Here is an 18,686-nt window from a genome sequence, read left to right as displayed (position 1 = left end):
CGGTTTTACCATTTGCGCCCCCCGGTCTAAAATGGCCGGACGCTAACGCAATCGGCTTTGGGTTTATGCCACTTTCACATATCATCGCGCGAGCGCGCCTCTTACTGCTGTTGGCGGTCACCGCCGAACCGACCCATGGCGAGGAAGCGATTTCGGAGCTTAAATCGCTGTCTCTCCAGGCGCTAAGCAGCAGTACCGTGGCGATCGCCGCCAAGCGCAGCCAGGCGGTCGGCGAAACACCCTCCGCGGTATTCGTGGTCAATCAGGAAGAAATCCGCCGTTCGGGTTTGCAGTCTATCCCGGAGATTCTCCGCCGAGTGCCCGGCCTGGAAGTCGCCCGAGTGGACGGAAATCATTGGGCTATCACCAGTCGCGGTTTCAACGGACTTTACGCCAATAAATTGTTGGTGATGGTGGACGGCCGCACCGTCTACGATCCTCTCAACTCCGGCGTGTTTTGGAACGAACAGGATTATCCGCTCGAGGATATCGACCGTATTGAGGTGATTCGCGGACCCGCCGCTACAATGTGGGGTTCTAATGCCGTTAACGGCGTGATCAATATCGTCACTCGCTCCGCGCAGGAGACCCAAGGCACGCTGGTCAGTACCGGCACGAGCCAGGAAGAACCCGGCTTCGTCAGTGTCCGCTACGGCGGAAAACTCGACAACGACTTGCATTATCGCGTATACGGCAAATACAACCACCGCGACCGTTTACATCTGAACGGCGGCGATCTGGCTTACGACGCATTGGACATCGGCCGTGCCGGTTTTCGTAGCGATTGGAGTTTGGACGCTCGCCATAGCTTGATCGCCCAAGGCGACTATTACAACGGTAACACCGACCAGACTCTAAGCAATCCGCTGGACGGTATGAGCATCTCGGCCGATCCCGGTAAATCCTACGGCGGCAACTTACTGCTTCGCTGGCAGCAGGCGCTGGCCGACGACGCTCGCCTGCAAATTCGCGGCTACTTCGACCATGCCACCCGCGACCAGTCGTTACTCGACTACAGCCGCGACTCCCTCGACTTGGACATGCAGCACGATTTCCCCTGGAATGACCATCTGTTGACTTGGGGCGCCGGCTATCGTTACGTCGGCGACATGCTCCAACTTAAGTCGCCGTCGTTGACGATATGCCCAACGCATCGAGACCGACATTGGTTCAACCTGTTTGCCCAAGACGAGTGGCGCTTACTGGCGGAAGAACTGCGCCTGGTTTTGGGCGGCCGTCTTGAGCATAACGATTTTAGCGGTTACCAGTTGCAACCCTCCGCCCGCCTACTTTGGCAACCGGCACCCCATCACGGTGCTTGGGCCGGCGTTTCGCGGGCCGTCCGCGTTCCGACGCGCGTCGAACATGACCTGAATACCTTTTTCTCGTTGGGACCGGGCACGACCGCCAACATTCGCGGCAACCCGAACTTAGCTGCCGAAACGGTCGTCAATTACGAGATCGGCTATCGCTTCTTTCCCAATTCGGCGTTTAGTCTGGACACCACCTTGTTCTACGGCGACTATAGCCGACTGACCACGACCGAACCGCTCGATCCCATCAACGGGAATCGGACCATAACGATCCCGCTATTGATCGACAATCAGGCTTATGGCGAAACCTACGGCTGGGAATCGGCTGTGAATTGGCGACCCGCGCAAAGTTGGCGGTTGCAAGCCAGCTACAGCTTGTTCGGCATTGCGCTGCACAAGCGTCCGGCCAGTTTGGATAGCGCCGCCGAAGCCGCCGAGACCGCTAGCCCCTCCAACCGCTTCAACATCAGCTCGTACTTGAACCTGCCCCACCAACTGGAATTGGACCTACACTGGTACTACACCGGCCGCTTGCGCAGCCAAATTGACGGATACCACCGCTTCGACGCGAGACTGGGCTGGCAGCCTAATTTACATCTCGAACTAGCACTCGGCGCCCAGAACCTGCTGGACAACCGGCACCTGGAATTCGCACCCAGCCCGGACAATGCCCTGGTTGCCAGCGAAATCGAACGCAATTTTTATCTTAAAGCCACGGTGCGCTACTAAATGCCGGCGAAGCAAAGCTTCCGCATCCGCAAGCCCGGACTTCCGGGTCCCGCCAAGGGGCCGCGACGCGGCTGGCTGCTGGGCTGGCTGCTTTCCGGCATCGTTTGCGCCACCGAGCAACACCAGTTTAGCGAACACGAACTAAAAGCCGCGTTCTTATACAACTTCGCGTATTTCGCCAGCTGGCCCGATGACGACATCCATGCGAACTTCAACATTTGCAGCTATTCCGCCTCGCCGGTGACGCCGGTGTTGGCCCGATTGGTTGACGGCGAACGATTGCACAACCGTCCGTTCCGGCTAGTTGTCGATCCGGGTTCCGATCGACTGAGCGAATGCCAGATTTTGTTCATTCCGCTGCAACAGGAGCGCATAACGGCCGCCGCGCTGGAACAAATCAAGCCATACCCGGTGTTGACGGTTAGCGACATACCGGATTTCGAACAACGCGGCGGCATGATTCGACTCGCTAGCGAGGGTCGGCGGATAGTACCCGTGATCCAACTGCGCAATGTCTCGAACGGCAACCTGCGGATCAGCTCCAAGTTGTTGCGCAGCTCCCATCTGGTCGAGTAGGCGGCATTATGTTCAGCGGCACGCCATCCATCAGACAAAAAATTCTAGCGATGGCGCTTGCGACTGCCTTGCTGACCGGAATCCTGTCGTTGTCGTTTTTTTTGGTTACCGATTTTCATCAGCAGCGACAAACCCTGCTGGAGCAAAGCAAATTACTCTCGCGCATCCTAGCCAGTAACGTGGCCGCCGCCGTGATTTACCACGATCCGGCCACCGCGACCGAGGTATTGGCCGCGCTGAAGGAAAAGTCCGACGTGATCTCGGCCCACGTATTCACACCGGACCGCCAGGTTTTCGCGGAATATCGCAGCCGCTTAAGCCAACACATGGCGTTATTGGCTGAAATCGACCAAGGGATTTCAGCGGGTTCCCACACCGTCGACACGCTATCCAGCGACGACGCGACCTACCGCTTTAATGACGATTGTCTGGCCGTCGTCGTACCGATTCGACTGGACAGCCGATGGGTCGGGTTCATCGACCTGCATCTGTCGCTGGCGGAAACTTCGGAACATTTCAGACGCACGGTCCACGAAGCCGTTTCCGGCTTAGCGATCGCCATTCTATTTTCGGTATTACTAGCCCGTTGGCTGGGGCGGCGGGTCAGCCGTCCATTGCAACGTCTGACCCGTAGCATCGAACAAGTCAGCCGCAATCATAGTTTCAACACGCGCCTAAATACCGACAGCCGCGACGAAACCGGCGTTTTAATCCACAGTTTCAACAACATGCTAGACCGACTCGAACAACAGGAACACAACAAGAATGCCCTGATCGTCAAACTATCTCACGCCAAATGGGAAGCCGAGCGCGCCAGCCGCGCCAAATCCGAGTTTTTGTCGAGGATGAGCCACGAACTGCGCACACCGCTGCACGCCATTATCGGTTTCGGCCAATTACTGGAATCGGACCCCGAACACCCGCTAAGCGAGGAGCAACACGACTCGGTGCGGCATATCCTGAATTCCGGAAATCACTTGCTGGCGCTGATCAGCGAGTTGCTGGACCTCGCTACCGTGGAAAGCGGCAAACTGAATCTGGTACCCGGACCGATCGAGTGCCGATCGCTGGTCGAGGAAACCGTCCGACTTGTCACCCCGCAAGTTCATCAAGCGGGACTGCAAATCGGCATCAGCGGCGGCGAAGCGCTACCGCCGGCGAGCGCCGATCGTTTGCGTTTGAAACAGTGCTTGTTGAATTTGCTGTCGAACGCCATGAAATACAACCGCGCCGACGGCACGATCCAGGTATCGATCTTCATGGCCGAGACCAAAGTCGCAATCGCCGTCGAAGATAGCGGCCGCGGCATCGCCGCCGAGAATATGCCCCTGCTGTTTCAACCCTTCACCCGTTTTCATTTGGAACAGGAAACCATCGAAGGCACCGGGATCGGTCTTTTGATCACCAAACACATGGTGGAGTTGATGAACGGCGAATTATTGGTCGACAGTAGGCCCGGCGTGGGCAGTCGCTTCACGATTTTACTGCCGGTCGCCTCCACCGACGCCGACCAGTCGGAGCCAGGGGTTTATACCGGATACGGCGTGACCCCTGAGTCCAGTCAAGGGTAGGGCGGGAACTTCCCTTCACCGGTAACCGTAAGGGCGCAAGGCCGGCCCCCTGGCTCGCGGGTTCCGGCCGAGCTCGGTGCTAACGCACGGAATTGATGGTGCGTTCCATTTCCTCGCGGCTGAGATGGCGAACGTCCTTGCCCTTGACCATGTAAATTACATGTTCGCAGACGTTGCAAGAATGGTCGCCGATCCGCTCCAGGGCGCGGGCGGTCCACAGCATATCCAACGCGCGGGTGATATTGCGCGGATCTTCCATCATCTGGGTGATCAGCTGGCGGGTGATGCTGTTGTATTCGCGGTCGACCTTGGCGTCTTGCGCGGTGATCGCGATGACTTCCTCGACGTCGTTGCGGGCGTAGGCATCCAGCGCGCCGTTCAGCATACCCTTGACCAGATTCAGCAAATGCTCGATTTCGTAGTATTTGTCCTGGTAGTAGTCGGTGCCTTCCAGACGCATCACCATCCGCGCGATCCGGGTAGCCTCGTCGCCGATCCGCTCCAGGTCGGTAATGATCTTGATCGTCGCGATCAGCATCCGTAAATCGTAGGCGGCGGGCTGGCGGCGCGCCATGATATCGGTGCATTCGTGGTCGATTTCCTTTTCCAGCGTATCGACCTGATGATCCTGCAACACCACCTGATCGGCGCTTTCCATGTCGTAACTCATGAAGGCCTTGGTAGCGAGATCGACTTGCTCTTCCACCAACCCGCCCATCATCATCACTTTGTTACGCAGCTCCTCCATTTCCTGGTTGAACTGCTGGGAGATGTGTTGTTTGATTTTGCTGTTATCCATGTTTACCTCCTAGCCGTACCTGCCGGTAATGTAATCTTCGGTTTGTTTCTTAGCCGGGTTGGTAAACAACTCGCTGGTTTCACCGAATTCGATCAGTTCGCCCATGTACATGAACGCTGTGTAGTCCGATACCCGCGCCGCCTGCTGCATGTTATGAGTGACGATAACGATGGTGTACTGTTCCTTCAACTCGTTAATCAATTCCTCGATTTTCAACGTAGAAATCGGGTCCAAGGCCGAAGCGGGTTCGTCGAGCAGAATCACTTCCGGTTCGATTGCGATGGCCCGGGCAATCACCAAGCGCTGCTGTTGGCCGCCGGACATACCCAAGGCGTTGTCGTTCAAGCGATTTTTCACCTCGTCCCACAGCGCCGCGCCGCGTAGCGATTTCTCGACCACTTCATCGAGAACCCGTCGGTCGTTGATGCCTTGGATACGCAAACCGTAAGCGACGTTTTCGTAAATGGTCTTCGGAAAAGGATTAGGCTTTTGAAACACCATGCCGACCCGGCGCCGCAAGGCCGCGACATTGACCGATTTGTCGTAGACGTCGTCGCCGTCCAGCAATATTTTGCCGCGGATGCTGACACCGTCAACCAGATCGTTCATCCGGTTGATGCAACGCAACAGGGTCGATTTGCCGCAACCGCTGGGACCGATATAGGCCGTGACCTTCTTACGCGGCATTTCCATATTGATGCTATGCAAGGCTTGTTTTTGGCCGTAAAACAATTCCAGATTTTCAACTTTGATGCAGGTTTCGATTTTGCCGGCATCGGGCTTCTCTTCTCGATTCAGCGCATTAATGTCAATGCCGTGAGTGCGTTTTTGTAGTGTCGTCATGTTATCGGGTCCGAACATCGGGATATCGATGGCTGTTAGTTTTCGAGGGCGCGGTATTTTTCCCGCAAGTTATTGCGTATCGCGATCGCGGTCATGTTCAGACCGACGATGACCATCACCAGCAGCAGCGATGTCGCGTATACCAGCGGCCGGGCCGCCTCGACGTTGGGGCTTTGAAAACCGACGTCGTAGATATGGAAACCCAAATGCATGAACTTGCGGTCCAAGTGCAGATAGGGAAAATTGCCGTCCAGCGGCAAGGTCGGCGCCAGCTTGACGACACCCACCAACATCAGCGGCGCCACTTCGCCGGCGGCACGAGCCACGGCCAAGATCAAACCGGTCATGATGGCCGGGCTCGCCATCGGCAGCACCGTGCGCCACAAGGTTTCGGCCTTGGTCGCGCCGAGCGCCAGACTGCCTTCGCGGATGGATTTGGGTATCCGCGACAAACCTTCCTCGGTGGCGACGATAACCACCGGCAGGGTCATTAACGCCAAGGTCAATGCCGCCCAGAGCAGACCCGGCGTACCGAACACCGGCGCGGGCGCCGCCTCCGGATAAAACAGCCGGTCGATATTGCCGCCGATGATATAAACGAAAAAGCCCAAACCGAACACGCCATACACAATGGACGGCACCCCGGCCAAATTGTTCACCGCGATGCGGATCACCCGGGTGATGAAACCTTGCTTGGCATATTCGCGCAAATAAACCGCCGCAATCACGCCGAATGGCGTCACGACCACCGCCATCAGCAACACCATCAGCACCGTACCGAAAATGGCCGGGAATATGCCGCCCTCGGTGTTGGCTTCGCGCGGCTCTTCCTTGATGAAGTCGATAAAGCGCGCTACGTATTCGATCGATTTATCGAAGGTGCTCATCGCATTGGGCCGCGTCAGTTTGACGACCCGATGCAACGGTAGATTGACTTCTCTTCCGCCGGCTTCCGCGACGACCAGATTGACGCGTTTGATCTCCCGGTTGAGCTGTGCGAGTTGTTGTTGAATTTGCTGATATTGCACCTGATAGGCCTGCTTTTGGGCGGCGAATTCGCGCTCGGTGTCGGCGCTCCAGGTACCTTCCAACTCCAGCTTGCGTTGCCGCAAGCGCAGGCGCTCCAGATTGTAATTAATCGCGCCGATGTCCTTGTTTTGCAAACGGTCGATCTGTTCATGCAAGGCCAGCGCGTCATTCAGTTTTTGCTGGGCTACCGACCAAGCGGATCCGCCTTGCGCCAGGACGTTGCCGTCCTCCTTGACCGCGACCAGTCGGCCGTAAAAATTGCCCCACTCGCGGCGCTCGATGCACGCCAGATCGTCCGGATGCGCTATTCCGGTAATGTATTGCTGCAATATCCAACGGAAATCGCTACCTAATATATCCCGATTGCCGGTCTTGACCAGATGCTGTTCCAAGTATTCGGCATTGTTCAAGACTTCGTGACCGGCGGCCCTGGCTTGCGCGGTCGGCAGCAATGCGGTGGCAACCTGCTCGCCGACGATAACGCTGTCCAAGCCTTGCTGATCGCGGTAGTGATATTCGACGATGTCGGCCGGCCAAAAATGCCCCAGACCGCGCACCGCAATCAACAATAGCAAACCGATCACCAGAACCAGGTTGATACTGACCGCGCCGGCGGTGAACCAAATCCACGGCGTGCCGCTTTTGAACCATTCTTTCATCATAATGAACTGTATTTTTGTCTCAGATTCTGCCGAATCATTTCAGCCAAGGTGTTGACCACAAAGGTAAACATGAACAAGACCAGCGCGGCCAAAAACAACACCCGATAGTGGGTGCTATTGACTTCGGATTCGGGCATTTCCACCGCGATATTCGCGGACAAGGTCCGCAGGCCCTGGAAAATACTCAGGTCCATCACCGGGGTATTGCCGGTCGCCATCAACACGATCATCGTCTCGCCGACCGCCCGGCCGAAGCCGATCATGATCGCCGAAAAAATACCGGGGCTGGCCGTCAGTAAAACCACCTTGGTCAAGGTTTGCCAGGGCGTCGCTCCCAAGGCCAGCGATCCGGTGGTCAAATGCTTGGGAACGCTGAAAATCGCATCCTCGGCGATCGAAAAAATCATAGGAATGACCGCGAACCCCATCGCCAGGCCGACAACCAATGTATTGCGTTGATCGTAAGCGATGCCGAATTCCTCGCGCATCCAGGTGCGCAGATCACCGTTAAAGCATAAGGCTTCGATACCGGGACTGACTTGAAAGGCCAGCCAAGCGGCGAAAACCACGACCGGGATTAATACAATGGCATCCCAGCCGTCCGGAATTTTTTGCCGTTTTTGCTCCGGGAGGAACTGCCAAGCGTAGGCAAACAGCATTACCGCCAACGGCACGATCATCAGTAGTGCGAAGATTCCCGCCAGATTCGCTTCGACGAACGGCGCCAACCACAAACCTGCCAGGAAACCCAATATCACGGTCGGCAACGCCCCCATGATTTCGATGCCCGGTTTGACGTATTGGCGAATCCCCGAAGACATGAAATAGCCGGTGTAAATCGCGCCGAACAAGGCCAGCGGAATGCCGACCAACATCGCGTAAAACGACGCCTTCAATGTGCCGAACACCAGCGGCGTCAAACTCATTTTCGGTTCGAAGTCGTTGCTGGCGGAGGAGGATTGCCAAATATAATCCGGCTTGGAATAGCTCTCGTACCAAATCTTCCGCCACAACGATTTCATCGAAATTTCCGGATGTTCGTTGGTCAGCTTCCAGGCCTTGAGGTTGCCGTCGGCGTCCTCGGCCAGCACATGGTCGGCTTTCGGCGACAACGACATTGCCATCGGCGCGCCGGGCATTACCGGCTGTTTGATCAGTTCGCGCTCGGCGGTGGAATTAAACACGCCCAGCATACCGCTGTTATCGACCACCAGCATGCCGCGCCGGCGCTGCTCAGGATTGATTTTGACGATGGGGCTGTCGGCGAGCTTGAAACTGCGCAATTTTTGCAAGCTAACGTAATTCTGCTCGTTGCGTACCATCGACCACTGCGCCAATTCGCCCTTGGAATCGCCGACCAGCAGCGAATTTTCGCCATTCAAAAACTCGACGTCGGTAATTTGCCGGCCGTTATCGACCAAGTTCATTTTGTGCTTGACAGCCAAGGTTGACGATTCGCCAACATCGACCACCGTCAGGCTCTGTTTGGAGAGCAGATAAAGGTTGTGCTGTTCCTTATCCAACAACATGAATTCGACATCGTCGCCCGGTACATCCAGCGTTGCATCGCTTCTATCCAACGTGACTTCGTCGTCGAACATCGACTCTTTCTTGCTGAGCCTAACCAGAATCAAACGATGATCGGCGGTCTTGGCAACCAGCAGGCTATGCTCATCGCCGATCGCGAACGTCAATTGCAGCAAGGACTGACCGGAGTTGTCTATCGTCAACGGCTGCTCGCCGAGCGGGTAACTGATATTCGGCGTCACCACCCGCTTGCCGTCGGGGTAACTTAATTTGTACTCGTGCTTCATAATTACCGCGCGACCGTCGGACAGGCCGTAGCCGACGACACCGCTGTCCGGGCTGCCGTGGCTAAAACTGGCAATCTTGGCGGCGTCGGCGCCAAGCAATTCCTGGGCTTTCACTGTCTGCCCGTCCGCGACCCGAAAAAATACCGCATTACCGGTATCGGTAAAGCGCACGGCCAATTCGTTTTGCTCTTCGGTGGCCAGGAAACGAGTCTTGCCCAAGGCCGGCTCCGGCACCGGATAACCGCCGGCCGGCTGCAGTGTCGCCGGCAACAGCAACGGAAACACCACATACAGCAAATAGAAGAAAATCAGGACGACGGCGACAATGATGCTCAGACCACCCGCCACCACGCCGCGCGCGACGATTTTGTCTTTTAACAGCCGCCAACGCTGATGACGTTCGCTCGAGGCGCTCTGCAGCAACGTAGGTTTCGCCGGAATCGATTGGACTTCAGTCATAACAAGGCATGTGTAGTTAACTTGGGTTGCGCCGCTTGGAAACGACGCGGCGCCAACAAAAAAGCCGATAACCTTTAGGGATTATCGGCTTGAGCATTATACAAGATCAACGCCCGTAGAAAGGGGGAGTGGGGAATAGGCATTGATGCAAGTCGCCGTTCCTTGGTTGCATCCCTGCAACGAAATCCATGTATCGTCCATCCCTGAAACTTAGATTACTGTACCAAGGACAGGGCTTTTTCGACCGCTTTGGCCGGCAGCGGAATATAGCCGTCCTTAATCACGACTTGCTGACCGGCTTTGGACAGCACCATCTTGAAGAACTCTTTTTCCAACGGTGCCAACGGCTCGTTGGGTTTTTTGTTGACATAAATGTATAGGAAGCGCGACAACGGATAAGCACCGGAGGTGGCGTTTTCGGGAGACGCTTCGACGAAGGCTTCGCCGTCCTTGCGGGCCAGCGGCACGGCTTTTACGCCGGAAGTCGAATAGCCGATACCGGAATAACCGATGCCGTTATTGGACGTGGTCACCGATTGCACGACCGAAGCCGAGCCGGGTTGTTCGTTGACGTTACTTTTGAAATCGCCCTTGCACAGTGCTTCATCCTTGAAGAAGCCGTAGGTGCCGGAAACCGAGTTGCGGCCGTATAACTGGATCGGCTTGCTCGCCCAGCCGCCGGTCAGGCCGGCTTGTCCCCAGGTGCCGATGTCGTTCGCATAGCCGCATTTTCGGGTGGACGACATGATGGCGTCGACCTGCGGAATGCTCAAACCCTTGATCGGGTTGTCCTTGTTGACGAATACCGCCAACGCATCGATCGCGACCGGGATAGCGGTTGGTTTATAACCGTATTTGCTTTCGAAATCGTCGATTTCGTTGTCTTTCATCTTCCGGCTCATAGGACCCAGATTCGCGGTTCCCTCGGTCAACGCCGGCGGCGCGGTCGATGAGCCGGCGGCTTGAATTTGAATATTGACGTTAGGGTAAATCTTGCCGAATTCTTCCGCCCACAGTGTCATCAGGTTGGCCAGGGTATCGGAGCCGACACTGGAAATGTTACCGGAGACGCCGCTGGCCGGCGCGTATTCGGGCAGAGCGGGATCTAAGGTGGCAGGCGCGGCGGCCGCGACTCCAGTCAGCGTTGCCGATACGAACCCGAATCCTAATGCCAGTGACTTCAGCGCGAAAGTATTTTTCATAAATGATCTCGAAAAGGTTTGTTTTAAAACTTGCAAACAGTTTGCCAAGCAAGCGTGACAATAGTATGAAGCGAATATGACAGTTTTGTGACAATTGCCGGCGAATTGTAGGCCTAGCCGGCCGCCGGCGTCACTCGCGCCTAACCGAGCTATCGGCTACGGCGGCGCGGCGTAGCGTCAAAAACCGATAGCGGAAATCGACGACGGGGTCGTCGTCGACTTCCTCGGATTCGACCTCAAGCCAAGCTTCGGCATCAATTTCCGGAAAAAACGTGTCGCCGGCGAAATCCCGGTCTATGCAGGTCAAATACAAGCAGTCGGCCCGGTCCAGCAAGGCCCGGTAAAGTTCGGCGCCGCCGATCACGAATACCTCGTCATTGTCCCGGCAATGCGCCAGCGCCGCGTCGATGCCTGCGAACACCAGACAACCCTGGGCTTTGTAATCGCTCGCGCGGCTGACCACCAGATTTTCCCGACCCGGCAGCGGCCGGCCGATCGCCTGATGGGTTTTACGCCCCATTAAAACCGGTTTGCCCAGCGTGATGCGTTTGAAGCGCCGCAAGTCGGCCGACAAATGCCAGGGCATACGGCCGTCCAAGCCGATCGCCCGATTGGACGACATCGCGACGATCAGTGAAATTTTCATGGAGTGGGTTAAGATGGCTAGCCTTGTTCAAACCGAAGATGATACTAGACATCAGCCCATGAAGAAAAACATACTGGTGGTATTTACCGGCGGCACGATAGGCTCCAAATCGGAGGCGGGCACGATAAACACCTCGGCCGACGCCGGCTTCGCGTTGTTGCAACTCTACCGGCAAAGCCACCCGGACATTGCCGAAACCGTGACGTTTTCCAGTATGCAGCCGTTTGGCATACTATCGGAAAATCTACACCCCAGCCATTGGCGATCCATGGTCTCCGCGATAGAAGCCCTGGATCTGGCGAGTTTCGCCGGTATCATCGTTACCCACGGCACCGACACCCTAGCGTTTTCCGCCGCGATGCTGGCGCTGTACTTCAACCGTTTGCCTATACCGCTGGTACTGGTCTCCAGCGATAAACCGCTTGCCGATCCGCGGGCTAACGGGCTGGATAACTTCAGTTGCGCGGTTTCTTATATCCGCGACATCGGCACGGCCGGCGTGTTTGCGGCGTATCGCAACCCAGGCGGCGTGATGCGCTTACATCTGGCCAGTCGCCTGGCCTCCTGTCTGCCGCTAGGTAGCGATTTCATCAGCGCTCAATCCCGGCCCTACGCGACCTATTCGCCCGACGGTTTCGAATTCCATCATCCGCTGTCGCCACGTAGCCCGTACGAACTAAAACCTGATTTCTCGAAAAAATTGCTGGTGATCCGCCCCTATCCCGGCTTGAATTACCGCGACCTCCGTCTGGATGGCTGCGATGCAGTGCTGCACGACCTGTACCACTCCGGCACCGCCTGCGTATCGGCAGAAGTTGGCGCCGAATACAACCTTATCGAGTTCGCCGCCGCGTGCCGGCAGCGCGGCATTCCGCTGTATCTGGCCCCGGCGCTGTATTCGGACGACGCTTACGCCTCGACCCGCGCATTGCTTTCGGCTGGCGCCGAAATGGTTTGGAATATATCGCTGGAAGCAGCTTACGCCAAACTCATACTGGCGCTCGCCAATTTCGGCTCGCCCCAGGCCATCTCCGCGTTTTTGAGCGCCGACGTCGCCTGGGAACATCTGAGTTAAGGCCAGCCCGTCTTCCCGACAATTAACGTGCGAAAAACTTCGCCAGAGCTTCGGCTCGTCCCGCCGACACCGTTTGCGCATGCGGACGACTTTCGATCAGCGCGATGTAAGCGGCAACGTCGGGCAAATGCTCCGCCACTAAATCGACGCCGTAAATCTTCTGCGTCACGAACCCCACCAATTGCAAGTGCGGCCAGGCGATCACGTCGGCCAACGTGAAGTGCTCGCCCAGCGCGTACGGGCTCCGGGGCATGATGCGGTTCAGACCTTTCAAACCGTTTTCCACCTTGGTTTTTACCTCGTCCTTAACCTCCTGGGACACGGCGGTGCCGAACAACACTTCGCCGTAGAGGCGGCGAGCGATCAGTTCGACGTTCAATTCGATATGTTGAATGAATTCGCGGCATTTCGCGCGTTGGTAAGGATCGGCCGGATACAGAGGATACTCGGGGAAAGCGTCTTCCAAATACTCGAGTATGGCTTGAGATTCCGACAAATAACCGTCGGCGGTCTTAATGAACGGGATTTTGCCGAGCGGGGAGCGCTTCAATACCGTTTCGTCCTGACTAGGCCGCACCAATTCTTCATTGAACGGCAGGTTTTTCTCTAAAAGCGCGAATTTGACCTTGTTGTAATAATTGCTGATCGCAAAACCGTATAGAGTAATCATGCTGTTGTCTCCCTTGGTTGAAAAACGACCGACCCGAACAGACCGGTCAGTCTATTGAAATAATACAGACTGGTCGGTATAGTTGCAACATCGTTTTTCTCTCGCCGCCATGACCCGCAATCTGCAAGAACATATCCTGAATGTCGCCTCGGAGCTGTTTTACAGCCAGGGCATAAAAACCACCGGTGTCGATGCCGTCGTCAAAGCGGCCGGCACCACCAAAATGAGTTTGTACAAATATTATCCGTCGAAAGACGATCTGGTGTTGGCGCATTTGCGCAAGAGCCGGGCCAAACTTCAGGCGTACATCCAAGAATATTTGTTCAAGGCCGGTACCGATCCGGGGCGACAACTGCTGGCGGTTTTCGATGCTTTCGGGGATTTGCAGGCCAACCCGGCGTTTCGCGGCTGCCCGTTTATCAACGCCGCCGCCGAATTCGCCGACTCCGGCAGTCCGATTCAACAAACCGCCGCCGAATTTTCGGAAGGCTTTCGCGCGCTGTTATCCGATTTGGCCGCTCGGGCCGGCGTCCGAGATCCGGAGCCGTTATCCAAACAGTTGGCGATGTTGATCGCCGGCGCGATGGTCGGCGAGCAAATGCGGCGCGGCACCGAACACATGCGCTTGGCGCGCGAGGCCGCCAAAATCCTGATCGCATCGGCCCGCGATTGAGCCATTTCGCTCGCGCCTGCAACGATTACAATAAGCGTTGCCCTCGTTCCCCCGGTTTCGTCAAGTGAATCTCCGTCAACTGGTTTCCCAAACCGCAATCTACGGCCTCAGCAGCATTGTCGGCCGCTTCTTGAATTATCTGTTGGTCCCGCTTTACACCTATACCTACAGCGCCGCGGAATACGGCGTGGTCTCCGAGTTTTACGCCTACGCCGGCTTCTTCGCGGTCGTGTTGGCGTTGGGCCTGGAAACCGGTTACTTTCGGTTTCGGCAAAATCCCGCTTACGCCAGCGACGCGATTTATGCTAACGCTCTTAGTTTGCTGACCTTGGCCAATACCGGATTCCTCGCCGCCGTCGCTTACTGGCGCCAGGACTTGGCGGATTGGCTGCGCTATCCGGATCATCCGGAGTATCTGGTCTGGTTTGCCGCGATTTTGGCGCTGGACGGCATCACCGCGCTACCGTTCGCCCGCCTGCGCGCCGAAAACCGCGCCTGGCGTTTCGCCGGCATCAAATTGAGCGAAATCGCGATAACCATCGCGCTGAATCTATTTTTCCTGTTGTTATGCCCGAAACTGGCGCAACGCTGGCCGGACGCGGCATGGTTGCACTTTTACGACCCCAACGTGGGCGTGGGCTACATCTTCATCGCCAACCTGATCGCCAGCCTGGCAAAATGGCTGCTGCTGATGCCACAATTCCGCCGGATACCGGTCAACCTAAATCCGGCGCTGCTCGGCCCCATGCTGCGCTATTCGCTACCGATGGTGGTGATCGGCTTCGCCGGCATGGTTAACGAAATGCTGGACCGGGCCATCCTGAAAATCCTACTACCTTACGATCTGGCGACCAACCTGAAACTGCTGGGCATCTACGGCGCCTGTTACAAACTATCGATTCTGATGAGCCTGTTCGTTCAGGCCTTCCGCTACGCCGGCGAGCCGTTCTTTTTTGCTTACGCCGGCCGCGCCGACGCCAAGCGCGCCTACGCCTTGGTGATGCGCTATTTCGTCATCGCCGGCGTGTTCATCTTTTTGTTGGTGACGCTGTTTATCGACTTTTTCCAGTATTTTATCGGCGCGGAATATCGAGCCGGCCTAGAAGTCGTGCCCGTCCTGTTAATGGCGAATCTGTTGCTAGGTATCTATGTGAATTTGGCGGTCTGGTACAAACTCGGCGACCGCACCGGCCTTGGCGCCTGGGTATCGCTGGCCGGCGCCGCGTTGACGGTCGCCTTGAATATCTATTGGATACCGCTTTGGGGTTACGTCGGCTCGGCCTGGGCCACGCTGGCTTGCTATGCCTTCATGGCGGCGGCTTCCTGGCTGCTGGGACGGCACTATTACCCGGTTCCGTATCCGTTGGCCCGGATTTTCAGTTACTTGATCCTAGGGTTGGGCTTATACGTCGCCAATCGCTGGACCCTAAGCGAATTCCATTGGAACGCCTGGCTGAGTGGCGGCCTGGGCTTGACGATTTATCTGACGGTCGTCGCGGCCTTCGATCTGAAGCCGCTAATCCGTCGAAGCTGAGCCGTGGCAACGTAGGTTAATCGGCGGCGTTGGCGCCGCCCTGCATCGCCAACGCCGCTTGATACAGCAACTTTTTGCGCTGCCCGGTGATGTCCGCCGCCAACGCGGCGGCGGTTTTCGTCGAGCACTCCTTCAACAACAAGGCCAGAATCCGCCGCTCTTCGTCGCTGATTTCGCCGGCGGTTTCCGGCGCTTGATAGCCGGCGACGATAACCACAAACTCGCCCTTGCGCATGTTTTCGTCGGTTCTGACGCGCTCGGCAACCTTATCCAAGCGATCGCCGACGATGGTCTCGTGCAATTTGGTGATTTCCCTGGCCACGACGATGGGATGTTCCGGCGGAAACACCATCAGCATATCGGCCAACGCATCCTCTATCCGATGGCTGGACTCGTAGAAGGCCCAGGTCGAAGTATCGCTTAATTTGGTTTCGAAAAAGCCTTTGCGGGCCGACGAGGTGCGCGGCAAAAACCCTTCGAAACTGAAGCGACTGGTCGGCAAGCCGGCGGCCGAGAGCGCGGCAATCAACGCGCAAGCGCCCGGAATGGGCACGACATCGATGTGTTTGCGTCGCGCCAGTTGAACCAAGGGTAGGCCAGGATCGCTGATCAGCGGCGTGCCGGCATCCGAGACCAGTGCCACCGACTGGCCGTCTTGAATTTTGGCGATCAAGCCCGCCGAGGCATGCTCTTCGTTGTGCTGGTGCAGCGATTGCAACGGCTTGCCGATGCCGTAGTGCTGCATCAGCAGCTTGGCGTGGCGGGTATCCTCGGCGGCGATCAAATCGACGCACTTCAAAACCTCGACGGCTCGAAAGCTGAGATCGGCCAGATTCCCTATCGGCGTGGCGACCACGTATAATTTCCCGGACATTTCCGCTGCAGGCCCTCTTGCCATGTCTGATTTTAAATTCGCCGCCATTATGCCCGCTCGCTTGGCCGCCTGCTGTGTTTTCGGGCTGTTATTGACGGCCTGCGCCGAAGAGCCGGTGAAATCCGTCAAACCTCAGACCGCGCGGACCAAGTCGGCGGCGAAACGCGGCAAGCCCAACGAACCGGCCCAAAGCTACCGAATAGCGGACAACCAGAACGGCTTGCATTTGCTCGATGCCGATACCCGCATACAGGCCGGCGACAGCGAAGCCGCGCAAAAAGCCCTGGACCGGATCAATCCCGAGCAGCTAACGCCCGAGCAACTGAGCAAGTATAAACTGCTCGACGCGCAAATCTCGTTGAGCGCCGGAGACGCCGAACGAGCGTTGCACAAACTGGAAGGCACCCGGCCGGCGGTGTTGGCCGAAGGCGATCGAATTGCTTACTACCAATCCCTGGCCTTCGTGCATGCCTTGCTTGGCGACGTCCTGCCCTCGGTGCGCGCCCGCTTGAAACTCGGTCAATTACTGCAGGCCCCGGAGCAGCAAAAACAGAATATCGCGGCAATCCTGGACGCATTAAGCGTACTGCCGGTGGAAACCTTGAATGCATCTGCGCCGGTGGCCGACGAACTGGGCGGCTGGATGGCGCTGGCCAAGATCCTGAAGCAGCAAGGTTCGCCGGGTTTCGATTTGAGCGGGCAAATCGCCGGCTGGCGGCAAGCCTATCCCTACCATCCGGCCAACGCCGAATATCTGCAAACCTACCTGAATGCGCCGGCGGCCGCGGCCGAACCCGCGCCGAGTGAAACCGCTATTGGCCCGGCCTCGGCGACCTCCGCCGCCGGTGCCAACCTCGCCGTGTTGTTACCCAGTGCCGGTCCTTACGCACCCGCCGCGAAAGCCATCAAGGAGGGTTTGTCGGTCGCCCACCGCTTGGCGGCCAGTGCTGCGCCGCAACCGGGATTGAAGTTTTACGACACCAGCCAGGGCGAACCGGGCGAACTGTACCGCAAGGCCATCGCCGAGGGCGCCGGCTTGGTGGTCGGCCCGTTGGTTAAGGAAGACATTCAAACCTTAGCGCTATCCGGCGAGCTGCCGATACCGGTGCTGGCGTTGAACCAGGTCGACAATCTCGGCAAGGCCAACCTGTACCAATTCGGTCTAAGTCCGCAAGACGAAGCCGAGCAACTGGCGCGAAAAGCCCGCCGCGACGGCCTGCAAAACGCGGTGTTTCTGGTGCCGAATACCCCACAGGGCCAGCGCGTCGGCCATTTGCTAACCTCAGCCTGGCAGGCCGGCGGTGGCAGCGTTGTAGGTCTGGAACAATACGACCCCAAGCAGCACGATTTCTCGGGATCGGTCGCCACTTTGCTGGCGCCCTCGGTCAGTATCGACGGTAAGAAACAACCCTTGGCGGTATTCGTCAGCGCAAGCCCGGAAGTCGCCCGCGAATTGGCGCCGCAGCTCAAGTACCCGCAAAGCGCCGAATTGTCGATTTACGCGATGCCCAACCTTTACAGCGGCCGGCAAAATCCGGTGCGGGACGTGGACTTGGGCGCCATCCGCTTTTGCGACATGCCGTGGCTGTTCGGCGAATACTATCCCGGCCCGCTGAGCCAGTCGGCGTTGCAAAACATCTGGCAAGGACTGCCTGACAGCCAAATCAAACTGGTGGCGCTGGGCGTGGACGCCTACAATCTGAGCGGGCAATTGAACCAGTTAGCCGGCGGCGCTTATGCCGGCGCTACCGGACGTCTGACCTTAACCGGCGAAAACCGGATCGGCCGGGCGCTGGTTTGCGCGCAATTCAAGGCCGGCGTGCCGGTCGCCGACGGATTTTTAAATTGATCCGTTTCGGCAAACCCAAACCCGCGCATTTGCAAAGCGGCGCCGACGCCGAGCGCTTGGCACTGAACCATTTGCAAAGCCAAGGACTGATCTGGGTGTGCAGCAATTTCCGCTGCAAGAGCGGCGAATTGGATCTGGTAATGCGCGATGGCGAAATGCTGGTCGTCGTCGAGGTTCGCTACCGCAAATCCGAACAATACGGCGGAGCCCTGGCCAGTATCACGCCGCAAAAGCAGGCCCGGATCATCGCCGCCACTCAGCACTATGTCATAATCCACAAGCTCAACCACCTATCGGTTCGCTTCGATGTAGTGGCCGTCTCCGGCGACAAGCATCTCCATTGGATCAAAAACGCATTTCAAACCTAA

The 18,686-nt window shown here is 57.2% G+C and carries 16 protein-coding genes; 8 read left to right on the top strand and 8 right to left on the bottom strand.

The window, feature by feature from the left end; translation table 11 throughout:
• The first annotated feature begins 65 nt into the window (after positions 1–65).
• From ACQE3D_RS01490 to ACQE3D_RS01480, 3 genes are read left to right on the top strand one after another with little or no spacing between them, the layout of a single operon-like run.
• Positions 66–2,042, top strand: a complete 1,977-nt coding sequence (locus ACQE3D_RS01490) for a TonB-dependent receptor plug domain-containing protein (RefSeq protein ID WP_313729288.1) — start codon at positions 66–68, stop codon at positions 2,040–2,042.
• A complete protein-coding gene (locus ACQE3D_RS01485) occupies positions 2,043–2,618 on the top strand; it encodes a YfiR family protein (protein WP_313729289.1) in 576 nt (191 codons plus the stop codon). It abuts the gene before it with no gap.
• A gap of 8 nt (positions 2,619–2,626) precedes the next feature.
• Positions 2,627–4,189: an ATP-binding protein gene (locus ACQE3D_RS01480; protein ID WP_313729290.1), complete on the top strand. Its 1,563-nt coding sequence runs from the start codon at positions 2,627–2,629 to the stop codon at positions 4,187–4,189.
• Between the two features lie 79 nt (positions 4,190–4,268).
• Here ACQE3D_RS01480 and phoU read toward each other — a convergent pair whose 3' ends face one another.
• The 6 genes from phoU to ACQE3D_RS01450 all read right to left on the bottom strand — a co-directional run bounded on the left by phoU (position 4,269) and on the right by ACQE3D_RS01450 (position 11,643).
• Positions 4,269–4,988 carry a phosphate signaling complex protein PhoU gene (gene phoU, locus ACQE3D_RS01475; RefSeq protein ID WP_064025342.1) on the bottom strand — a complete coding sequence of 240 codons (720 nt, stop codon included), beginning with the start codon at positions 4,986–4,988 and terminating at the stop codon, positions 4,269–4,271.
• Between the two features lie 9 nt (positions 4,989–4,997).
• Positions 4,998–5,831, bottom strand: coding sequence for a phosphate ABC transporter ATP-binding protein PstB (gene pstB / locus ACQE3D_RS01470; protein WP_064025385.1), 834 nt, complete (start codon positions 5,829–5,831; stop codon positions 4,998–5,000).
• A gap of 35 nt (positions 5,832–5,866) precedes the next feature.
• Positions 5,867–7,522, bottom strand: a complete 1,656-nt coding sequence (gene pstA, locus ACQE3D_RS01465; RefSeq protein WP_064025344.1) for a phosphate ABC transporter permease PstA — start codon at positions 7,520–7,522, stop codon at positions 5,867–5,869.
• Positions 7,519–9,795: an ABC transporter permease subunit gene (locus tag ACQE3D_RS01460; RefSeq protein ID WP_313729291.1), complete on the bottom strand. Its 2,277-nt coding sequence runs from the start codon at positions 9,793–9,795 to the stop codon at positions 7,519–7,521. Before ACQE3D_RS01460 ends, pstA begins: the two co-directional genes overlap by 4 nt.
• A 215-nt stretch (positions 9,796–10,010) precedes the next feature.
• A complete protein-coding gene (locus ACQE3D_RS01455; protein ID WP_064025348.1) occupies positions 10,011–10,997 on the bottom strand; it encodes a PstS family phosphate ABC transporter substrate-binding protein in 987 nt (328 codons plus the stop codon).
• Between the two features lie 130 nt (positions 10,998–11,127).
• Positions 11,128–11,643 carry a dihydrofolate reductase gene (locus ACQE3D_RS01450; protein ID WP_313729292.1) on the bottom strand — a complete coding sequence of 172 codons (516 nt, stop codon included), beginning with the start codon at positions 11,641–11,643 and terminating at the stop codon, positions 11,128–11,130.
• 58 nt (positions 11,644–11,701) lie between these two features.
• Here ACQE3D_RS01450 and ACQE3D_RS01445 point away from each other — a divergent pair, with 58 nt between their 5' ends.
• Positions 11,702–12,718, top strand: a complete 1,017-nt coding sequence (locus ACQE3D_RS01445; protein WP_313729293.1) for an asparaginase — start codon at positions 11,702–11,704, stop codon at positions 12,716–12,718.
• A 22-nt stretch (positions 12,719–12,740) separates the two neighbouring features.
• Here the strand turns inward: ACQE3D_RS01445 and ACQE3D_RS01440 are convergent, their stop codons facing one another.
• On the bottom strand, positions 12,741–13,388 hold the full coding sequence (locus ACQE3D_RS01440; protein WP_071160238.1) for a glutathione S-transferase family protein: 648 nt from the start codon (positions 13,386–13,388) through the stop codon (positions 12,741–12,743).
• Positions 13,389–13,497: 109 nt separating this feature from the next.
• Between ACQE3D_RS01440 and ACQE3D_RS01435 the strand changes: the two genes are divergently transcribed.
• Complete coding sequence (locus ACQE3D_RS01435; protein ID WP_168030166.1) at positions 13,498–14,061, top strand: TetR/AcrR family transcriptional regulator; 564 nt, start codon at positions 13,498–13,500, stop codon at positions 14,059–14,061.
• A 64-nt stretch (positions 14,062–14,125) separates the two neighbouring features.
• Positions 14,126–15,595: an oligosaccharide flippase family protein gene (locus ACQE3D_RS01430; RefSeq protein ID WP_313729295.1), complete on the top strand. Its 1,470-nt coding sequence runs from the start codon at positions 14,126–14,128 to the stop codon at positions 15,593–15,595.
• Positions 15,596–15,611: 16 nt separating this feature from the next.
• Here ACQE3D_RS01430 and rsmI read toward each other — a convergent pair whose 3' ends face one another.
• On the bottom strand, positions 15,612–16,469 hold the full coding sequence (gene rsmI / locus ACQE3D_RS01425; protein WP_313729296.1) for a 16S rRNA (cytidine(1402)-2'-O)-methyltransferase: 858 nt from the start codon (positions 16,467–16,469) through the stop codon (positions 15,612–15,614).
• Positions 16,470–16,491: 22 nt separating this feature from the next.
• On the opposite strand from rsmI, the gene ACQE3D_RS01420 reads away from it, so the two are divergent.
• Together ACQE3D_RS01420 and ACQE3D_RS01415 are read left to right on the top strand one after the other, a co-directional pair.
• Positions 16,492–18,318: a penicillin-binding protein activator gene (locus tag ACQE3D_RS01420; RefSeq protein WP_313729297.1), complete on the top strand. Its 1,827-nt coding sequence runs from the start codon at positions 16,492–16,494 to the stop codon at positions 18,316–18,318.
• The gene (locus tag ACQE3D_RS01415) at positions 18,315–18,686 is read left to right on the top strand and encodes a YraN family protein (protein WP_409521097.1); all 372 of its coding nucleotides are present in this window, start codon (positions 18,315–18,317) and stop codon (positions 18,684–18,686) included. Before ACQE3D_RS01420 ends, ACQE3D_RS01415 begins: the two co-directional genes overlap by 4 nt.

Source organism: Methylomonas sp. MS20 (assembly GCF_050275925.1).
GTDB lineage: Bacteria > Pseudomonadota > Gammaproteobacteria > Methylococcales > Methylomonadaceae > Methylomonas > Methylomonas koyamae_A.
The sequence above is the reverse complement of the archived record's forward strand: the minus strand, read 5'-3'. Positions and strand labels throughout refer to the sequence as shown.